General features: G+C 49.9%; 7 protein-coding genes and 1 pseudogene. All 8 read left to right on the plus strand.

Translation table 11 applies throughout. The features are described from left to right. The coding region (locus ACRCZA_RS04455) for a molybdopterin-binding protein (RefSeq protein ID WP_438673269.1) at positions 1 to 830 on the plus strand (830 nt) is incomplete at its 5' end. A 16-nt stretch (positions 831 to 846) separates the two neighbouring features. Further along, on the plus strand, positions 847 to 1,830 hold the full coding sequence (gene moaA / locus ACRCZA_RS04460; protein ID WP_438673270.1) for a GTP 3',8-cyclase MoaA: 984 nt from the start codon (positions 847 to 849) through the stop codon (positions 1,828 to 1,830). Between the two features lie 98 nt (positions 1,831 to 1,928). Continuing rightward, the gene (locus ACRCZA_RS04465) at positions 1,929 to 2,399 is read left to right on the plus strand and encodes a hypothetical protein (protein ID WP_438673275.1); all 471 of its coding nucleotides are present in this window, start codon (positions 1,929 to 1,931) and stop codon (positions 2,397 to 2,399) included. Positions 2,400 to 2,464: 65 nt separating this feature from the next. After that, on the plus strand, positions 2,465 to 3,280 hold the full coding sequence (gene mutM, locus ACRCZA_RS04470; RefSeq protein ID WP_438673271.1) for a bifunctional DNA-formamidopyrimidine glycosylase/DNA-(apurinic or apyrimidinic site) lyase: 816 nt from the start codon (positions 2,465 to 2,467) through the stop codon (positions 3,278 to 3,280). Positions 3,281 to 3,986: 706 nt separating this feature from the next. Then, positions 3,987 to 5,390 (plus strand): endonuclease/exonuclease/phosphatase family protein, encoded by a 1,404-nt coding sequence (locus tag ACRCZA_RS04475; RefSeq protein WP_438673272.1) that lies wholly within the window; start codon positions 3,987 to 3,989, stop codon positions 5,388 to 5,390. A 591-nt stretch (positions 5,391 to 5,981) separates the two neighbouring features. Beyond that, on the plus strand, positions 5,982 to 6,767 hold the full coding sequence (locus tag ACRCZA_RS04480) for a 5'-methylthioadenosine/S-adenosylhomocysteine nucleosidase (RefSeq protein ID WP_438673273.1): 786 nt from the start codon (positions 5,982 to 5,984) through the stop codon (positions 6,765 to 6,767). 106 nt (positions 6,768 to 6,873) lie between these two features. After that, positions 6,874 to 8,142, plus strand: a complete 1,269-nt coding sequence (locus ACRCZA_RS04485) for a NupC/NupG family nucleoside CNT transporter (RefSeq protein WP_438673274.1) — start codon at positions 6,874 to 6,876, stop codon at positions 8,140 to 8,142. Between the two features lie 407 nt (positions 8,143 to 8,549). Next, positions 8,550 to 8,643, plus strand: a pseudogene (locus ACRCZA_RS04490) (NlpC/P60 family protein); the annotation flags it as partial.

Here is an 8,643-nt window from a genome sequence, read left to right on the forward strand (position 1 = left end):
AAGGCCAGCACGTTCGCCTCGCCGGCGAAGATATTGCCAAGGGTGATATCGGCTTAAGCCAAGGCACACGCCTTGGCGCTGCCGAGCAAGGCTTGCTCGCCTCCCTTGGGCTAGATAAGGTCAGCGTGCATCGCCGCCCCCGCGTCGCGGTATTTTCGACAGGAGATGAAGTGAGCGCCCCGGGTGCGCAGCTAAAGGCCAACTGCATCTATGACTCAAACCGCTTCACCATCAAGGCTATGGCTAAACGTTTAGGCTGTGAAGTCATCGACCTAGGCATTATAGAAGACTCAGAGGCCGCATTAGAGGCAGCCCTGATCCAAGGGGCTAACCAAGCTGATGTCGTCATCAGCTCCGGCGGCGTCTCCGTAGGAGATGCCGATTATATTAAGACGGTACTCGCCCGCTTAGGCAGCATCGATTTTTGGCGGATCAACATGCGTCCAGGCCGCCCGCTGGCCTTTGGCAAAGTCGCCGACAGTCTATTTTTTGGCCTTCCCGGCAACCCCGTGGCCGTCATGGTGTCATTTTTACAATTTGTCCAACCGGCCCTGCGTAAATTAGCTGGTGAGCTTAACTGGCAGCCCCAGTTCATCCCAGCCATTAGCGACGAGAAACTCAGCAGCCGTCAGGGCCGCACCGAGTTTATCCGTGGCATTTACTCCCTCGGCAAGGATGGTCGCCTGCACGTGAGCAGCACCGGCAATCAAGGCTCTGGCATGTTAAATTCGATGGTCAAAGGTAACTGCCTCATCATTCTGGGTGAGGATGCAGAAGCGGCGAATACGGGTGACACCGTGTTTATTCAACCTTTTGCAGATCTACTTTAAGGTTCAGTGAGTATTTATGAGTTTAATCGTGGATCCCTTTGGCCGTCAGGTCGAATATTTAAGGCTTTCCGTCACCGATCGCTGCGACTTTCGCTGTGTCTATTGCATGACCGAAGATCCCTGCTTTTTGCCAAGGGACCATGTACTTCAGCTTGAGGAATTGGCATGGATAGCCCAAGCCTTTACCGAATTAGGGGTCACTAAAATTCGCCTGACCGGAGGCGAGCCCCTCGTGCGCACCGACTGCGATCAGCTGGTGAGCCTGCTCGGTAAGCTCCCGGGCTTAAACGATCTCTCCATGACCACCAATGGTTCAAGGCTCAGCAAATTTGCCAAACCTATGTTCGATGCGGGGTTAAAGCGCCTCAATATCAGCCTCGATACCTTAAACCCAGAGCGCTTTACCGAGTTAACTCGCAACGGCAAACTCGAACGGGTGATTGAAGGGATTGATGCCGCGATTGCCGCCGGCTTTAAGCGGATTAAGATCAACGCCGTGATCTTAAAAGAGCAAAATGATCACGAGGTCATTGATCTCGTTGATTTTTGCCGAGGGCGAGCCCTCGATATCGCCTTTATTGAAGAAATGCCTTTAGGGGAGATGGATGCACGCAAGCAAGCCCGGCATTGCAGCAGTGATGAGGTCAAGCACATTATCGAAAGCCGTTATCCGCTGACGCTCTCCAATAAACGCACCGGTGGCCCTGCCCGCTATTACACGATGGCAGACAGTCCGATCCATATTGGCTTTATCTCCCCCCACAGCCACAACTTCTGCCATGAATGCAATCGCGTGCGGGTGACGGTCGAAGGCCAACTGCTGCTGTGTTTAGGCAATGAGCATGCGGTTGATCTTAAAAGCATAGTGCGAGAGTTTCCTGGGGATATTGTGCGCCTTAAGGCCGCGATCCTCGCGGGCATTCAACTTAAGCCGAAACAACATGTGTTCAATCACGATGATGTGCAAATTCTGCGATTTATGAATACCACCGGCGGCTAACCCTCGCCACGGATTCAACACGCATTCAAGACTAGCATCTCACTTTGGCCGTGGTAAACTCAGGTATCATCCCATACCTGAGTTTAGCTCTCATTCCCATGGCCCTCTCTCGTAAACAATGGAATAACATCATCATTTTCGCCTGCTTATTCATGGTAGCCATGCTGACCTTCATGAATAACAAGACACGAAATATCCCCAGTGATGCCAAACACCTGTTTGATGACAATGCCCCACTTGCCCAGTTGCAACTCAATAACCTATGGCTCCGCAGACAAGCCTCCGGTTGGGCGTGCGCGCCAGAGGTGCTTAACTGTGAGGAATGGGCCCATGCATGGCAAACCGTACAAATATCCCCGTTAGCGGCTGCGCCCACGGGCGATAATCCATTGGAAATCATCATCCAAATTGTCGATATTCAAGATCCGCAGCGGTGGCTGTACTTTCCCCTTGAGGGCGCCCTAAAATCCCCTGCAGCCAATTGGTACCAAGTGCCGCCGAGTTTACGCGACAAACTCCAGCCGATCCTCAATGCCAAGCCTGCGGTCAATGCCGAGCCACCAGCTTAATATTGGCCGCTATCTTAATGAGCTAACAAACCTATCGCCTAAACGACCAGAGTGAGTGACCCCGTATGCCAGAGTTGCCCGAAGTTGAAGTCACCCGTCAGGGCATTGCGCCCTTTCTTATCGACCAAAAGGTGGTTGACTTAGTGATCCGCAACGGCGCTTTGCGCTGGCCTGTGCCCGATATCGCCAAACAGATTATCGGCCAAACCATACAGCAGGTCCGCCGCCGCGCTAAGTATTTACTCATCGACACGGCTGCCGGCACCACAGTCGTGCATTTAGGCATGTCCGGCAGTTTACGGATCCTGCCCCTAGGTACGCCCGTTGAAAAACACGACCATATTGATTTAGTGCTCGCCAATGGCCGCCTCCTGCGCTTTAACGATCCCCGTCGTTTTGGAGCATGGCTTTGGTGCGAGCTGCCAGAAGAGGCGCATCCGTTATTGGCCAAACTCGGGCCAGAACCCTTAACTCCCGCCTTTAATGCCCAGCAATTTGCCGCCGCACTCGCCGGCAAAACCAAGGCGATCAAACTCTGCCTGATGGATAACCATATCGTTGTCGGTGTAGGCAATATTTATGCAAACGAAGCCCTATTTGCTGCTGGCATTCACCCCGAGGCTGAGGCGGGAAAGATTGATGCAGAGCGCTTAACCCTCCTCGTCACCGCGGTAAAGCAAATCTTAGCGCAGGCCATTAAGCAAGGTGGCACCACCTTAAAAGACTTTACCAACGCCGAGGGTAAGCCGGGGTACTTTGCCCAGCAGCTGCATGTTTATGGTCGCGGTGGCCAAAGCTGCAGCCAATGCGGCTTACCGCTAAGCGAAATCCGCTTGGGCCAACGCACAACGGTGTTTTGTGGTACGTGCCAGAGCCGCTAAGGATTAAGGCGAGCCCAGCAATCAAGCGATCAATGCGGATGCCTGCCATTACAGGCATTCGCGGCGCCATGTTTATCGGTGCCATGTTAGTCGACGCCCCTTTTTATCAGCCCGCTTTTTATCAGCACGCTTTTTATCAGCACAACAACGCCACCAGAGTTAATCAGCATGTTTTCAACCGACGGGGTTATGAGGGCGGCTGATGCTTAGCAAATGCCAATTAGGCGATTTAAATGAATCGCTCCCATCAACGCTCATGCCATTTCAAGCAAGATTAAAAACGTTGACCATCATCTTGATTTAAACATCACACTGTTATGAGCAATAAACGGCGCGCCAATTAACAATTACTCAACGAGCGCATTGGTCTGTCACAAAAACAATCAGCAAAGCAACAAGCCATATAATCAAGTAAATAATATAAACATCGCTATCAATCGCTGATTAACAGCATCATTAACACAACCCGCAATTATCCCTTACAGAAAACAAAGGCAAAAGATTATTCCTCATCAAATTAAGCATTTATTGGGTTGTTATTAAACACGCTTAATCATGTTATTTTTATTACATTTAAACTTTATTAAAAATGTGCCGAATATAGTATTTTTATTAATTCATACTATTTCATAGACTTATTTAAACTTAGAATGTCATTGAATATTCAAATCAATGAATATCGTCTAATAATAAACAGGTTGATGATATGAAATATTATAAAAGTGCTGCAGCTGTAGCGATTTCGATGGCGATGTTAACTGGCTGTGGTGACGAAACAAACAACTATTACCCAACAGAACCAACCCCTCAAACTCAAAATATCCGCGTGGGTGTGTTTAATCTTTCTTTCGATCGCAATAGCTATCAAGATTTGGTCGCGGAAATGGCCATCACCCCAACCGAGCAAACGCGCTTAGTCAGCGGTTATTTAGCTGATACCCTCACGCCTGCAGATAAAGCTATCGCAGCTAAAGTCATTCAAATTCGTAACGTTGCGGCCATTATTCAAACCGAGCGCCCTGCCGTATTGATGGTGGCGGAGTTTAACAATGAAGGTAAGGGTGACGATGCGGCTGCGATCAATGGATTCCGTATCAATTACTTAGCTGTGCCACAAAGCAGCCAAGGCGCAGGTGGCGAGGCTGACTTACAACCTATTGCCTTCCCTTATACTGGCAATTATGCCACCAACACAGGTTTAGCCAGCGGTAACGATTTAGATAACGATGGCAAAACCAATGGCCCAGGAGATGGTTGGGGATTTGGTCACTATCATGGTCAATACGCATTTGGCCTATTATCACAATACCCCATCGCCCACGATAAAGTCCGTACTTTCCAGAACTTTAAATGGAAAGACATGGTTGGCGCCAACAATGTCAGCGTAAATTGTAAAGCTGAAAATACCGCCCAATGGTGTCAAGACGAGTATTGGTATAACGACACAGAATGGGCCAACATTCCGTTATCCTCCAAAAACCATGTCGATGCCCCCGTCGTGATTAACACCCCTAGCGGCGATAAAACCATCCACCTGTTAATGTCTCATCCCACGCCACCGGTGTTCGATAAAGGCGCAGAGGCACCTTACAATGTGGTCAAAAATGCGGATGAAATTCGCTTCTGGGTTGATTACATTACCGGAGGCAATAAAGCGGCCTATATCTATGATGATAAAGGCCATAAGGGTGGCCTTGCTCAAGGTGAATCATTCATCGTGCTCGGCGATTTAAATGCCGACCCAGAGAGTGGCGATGGCGATCTCACCGCCATCCGCAGCTTGCTTAACCATACACAGGTGAATCACTATGCCGCCACGGGGAGCTATGCTCCAAAGAGTTTTGGTGCGCCAGAATGCCTCACTCTCGGTGAATGCCGCCAAGCATTGGGGGATGTGCCTTATCCTGAAATGATCACCAGTAACTTTGGTCTGCGTGTCGATCATGTCACCCCATCCCATGACTTAAACGTCGTCGACTCTGGCGTCTTCTGGCCAGCAAGCTTTGAAGCGGGCCGCGAATTGGTTAATGATGTCCGCATTGGCAACAAAGGTAACGGTAAAGATGTGTCTTCTGATCACCGTTTAGTGTGGATTGATATTGCGCTGTAATGAATAAGTCTGCCAATATTGAGATAGCAATATTTACGCAGACAATAATCGCGTAGACAATAATCACGTAGACAATCATCACACAGATAATATCCCCTCGGGAACATCAAATGATGTTCCCGTTTTATTTGCTCATCCGCTGCGCAGTGCAATATTCACACAACAGACGCATCAATAATTCACAATGTGAAAGCGTTTATTGATTCTCGCTTTTATCGCTTAATCATTTATATCGCTGCGACTTGATAGCCATAAATAAGTTAGCGTCATGAACATTGATGGATTAAAAATAAACCACACACCTATTATCTGCTGATTAAAGCTTGGGCACTCATGCAATCTACTCGCCTAGTATTCTGAACACAGTGTTTTGCATTAGTCTGTTTGTTAATTTGTGGCATTTTCACTTCAGCATTGGCATTAATTAATCTTGTTTAAAAACAAACTGCTATTACCTGGTATTTCGGGGTTTAAACCATAATCATATAATATCCGCCCATGATTAATAACAAGTTACTCACAACCACTCCGTTTGTTCCGCTCTGGGAGGATTGTTAATATTCGCGCACTCCCCATTTTGAACAAATGAATATGCAAACTCCTCTACACATGTCAGCCCCCCATACCCGCCCTCCTATTTTGGTTCAAGGCGCGATGGACGTTGAAGTTGAAACCTTAATTGCCGCCCTTGGCAAGGTCACAGTCAACACGTTTGGATCATGGACGTTCTGGGAAGGTGAACTCAGTGGCTACCCTGTGGTGGTGTCTCGCACTGAAATTGGTGTCGCGAACGCGGCGGCGGCGACCGCGCTAGCCATGACCCACTATCAGCCAAAGCTGATTATCAATCAGGGCACCGCCGGCGGCCATGATCCGCAGCTGTATCGCGGCGATATCGTCATCGGTGAAAGCAGTTTCAATATGGGATCGTATCTCACCGAGTTAACGCCCAAGGGTGAGGGGATCCACCCAAGTCGCTGGCAAAACTTTGATATGACCATGTACCTGCGGGAAAACGGTGAGGTGGTCAAGCATAACCACTTTAAAGCCGATCCTGCGTTGGTGGCAGCGGCCTTATCCCAAGCCCCTCACTACACGAAGGGCAACGTGGTGAAGGGCATTATTGGTACCGGTGATGAATGGAATCGCGAGCTTGATCGCATCAATTGGCTCCACCACACCTTCGGCACGGCGGTCGAAGAAATGGAAACCTCCGCGGCAGCCTTAGTTGCCGAGGCTTATAAATGCCCCTTTGTCAGCATTCGCGTGCTGTCAAATACCGATCAACACGGCCAAGACTTTGACCCCCAGACCGCGGTGGATTGCCAGCAATTTGTGCTGCGTATCGTCCAGCAGTTGATCAACAGCCCTGAGTAAATGGCCAAGGGCGGGCTAACCTGCCGCCCGGCCATAGTGCGTTTGGCTTGGCCTTTACCCCGGCCAAGCCACGCTGTGTTTCGTTATTCCAATGTAGATTAAATCCATGCAAATCTTAGTTAGTCTTTTAGGCATCATCACCTTACTCGCCGTGGCATACCTTGCCTCTGAAAACCGTAAAGCCATTAACTACCGCACTGTCGGCCTCGCTTTTTTATTGCAATTGGCGCTAGGGGCATTTGTGATGTACTCCGCACTGGGGCAGTCAATGATTTTTTCAATGGCTTCCGCGGTTTCAACCGTTATTGGCTACAGCAATGACGGCATGTCCTTCATGTTTGGCGGCCTTGTCAGCGATAAAATGTACGAGTTATTTGGCGCAGGCGGCTTTGTTATTGCATTTAAAGTCTTGCCAATTATTGTGTTTTTCTCGGCATTGTCAGCTGTACTTTATTACTTAGGCATTATGCAGTTCGTTGTGAGAATCGTTGGCGGAGCGCTGCAAAAACTGCTCAAGACCAGTAAGGCCGAATCCATGTCCGCCAGTGCCAATGTCTTTTTAGGAGTGACAGACGCGCCACTGCTGATTAAACCCTATATGCCACGCATGACCCGCTCGGAGTTATTTGCCGTCATGTGCGGCGGCTTAGCTTCGATTGCCGGCACTATGCTTGCAGGCTACGCCCAACTTGGTATTAAGATGGAGTACTTGCTCGCGGCCTCGTTTATGGCGGCGCCCGGTGGTTTGCTGTTTGCTAAGCTTTTGATCCCACAAACAGAGGCGATCAACGATGAGCAGCTACAGCTGACGGAGGAAAATCAACCACGCAACCTGCTCGATGCGGCCACCACAGGTACCATGACAGGTTTATCCCTCGCCCTCGCGGTCGGCGCGATGCTGTTTTCATTTGTCAGTTTAGTGGCCTTATTCAATGGGATGCTCGGCGGCATTGGCGCTTGGTTTGGCCTAGAGGGTCTGACCCTGCAGCAAATTCTCGGCTACCTGTTTGCGCCGCTAGCCTGGTTAATGGGCGTTTCTTGGAACGAAGCCATGCTGGCCGGCTCCTTTATTGGCCAAAAGATCGTGATCAATGAATTTTTTGCCTACATCAACTTAGCACCTTACCTGTCTGGCGACGCCTTAGTGGCCGCGACGGGACAGCCGATGTCTGAACGCACCCAAGTGATCCTCTCGTTTGCGCTGTGTGGTTTTGCCAACATAGGAACCGTGGCGATCGCCATTGCGGGCATTGGTGGTCTAGTGCCCGAGCGCCGCTCTGAAATTGCCTCCCTTGGCCTCAAAGCCTTGGCGGCGGGTATCCTGTCAAACCTCATGGCGGCGACCATCGCAGGGTTATTTATGAGCCTAAGCTAACCCTGCCATCCTGCAGCAACGCCCGCGTCCATGGGATAGCTGCATATTCTCAAGCAAAATCCGAAGGCCCTTCGGATTTTTTGCTTGAGGAGACCCCAAATCCGTCAGCGCCCAATGACGGAGCTGAAAACACGTCCTCAAAAAACCAGACAGGGATACGCTGCAGCGAAGGCGCAGTACGCCCTAATATCTTGCCAACCAAGGGCTAAGTCTGCTTGAATAGGCAAACCTTGGGTGCCAACCCACAGTGTTTTTTTGCCTTGAAATGGCCAAACTCACCGCCAACGCGCAACGAGCTCGTTTGCCAAAAGCGGCAAAACCGACAACGACAACGATAAACAAAATAGTGCGGCTTATTCTGCAACTAGCCATAACTCGAGGATCAACCTTTGATAAGTGCGGCCCCAATGACAAGATTGATCGTGTTGATCTTAGCCTTAGGCCTTGGCGCTTGTGCTAGCGCGCCAGAACCTCAGCCTGTGGTCACACGCCCTGAGCCGG

Source organism: Shewanella sp., assembly GCF_051658185.1.
In the GTDB taxonomy this organism is placed as follows: Bacteria; Pseudomonadota; Gammaproteobacteria; order Enterobacterales; family Shewanellaceae; genus Shewanella.

Coding starts and splice junctions, on each gene's coding strand:
- moaA (WP_438673270.1), top strand. CDS start 847: ATGAGTTTAATCGTGGATCCCTTTGGCCGTCAGGTCGAATATTTAAGG.
- ACRCZA_RS04465 (WP_438673275.1), top strand. CDS start 1,929: ATGGCCCTCTCTCGTAAACAATGGAATAACATCATCATTTTCGCCTGC.
- mutM (WP_438673271.1), top strand. CDS start 2,465: ATGCCAGAGTTGCCCGAAGTTGAAGTCACCCGTCAGGGCATTGCGCCC.
- ACRCZA_RS04475 (WP_438673272.1), top strand. CDS start 3,987: ATGAAATATTATAAAAGTGCTGCAGCTGTAGCGATTTCGATGGCGATG.
- ACRCZA_RS04480 (WP_438673273.1), top strand. CDS start 5,982: ATGCAAACTCCTCTACACATGTCAGCCCCCCATACCCGCCCTCCTATT.
- ACRCZA_RS04485 (WP_438673274.1), top strand. CDS start 6,874: ATGCAAATCTTAGTTAGTCTTTTAGGCATCATCACCTTACTCGCCGTG.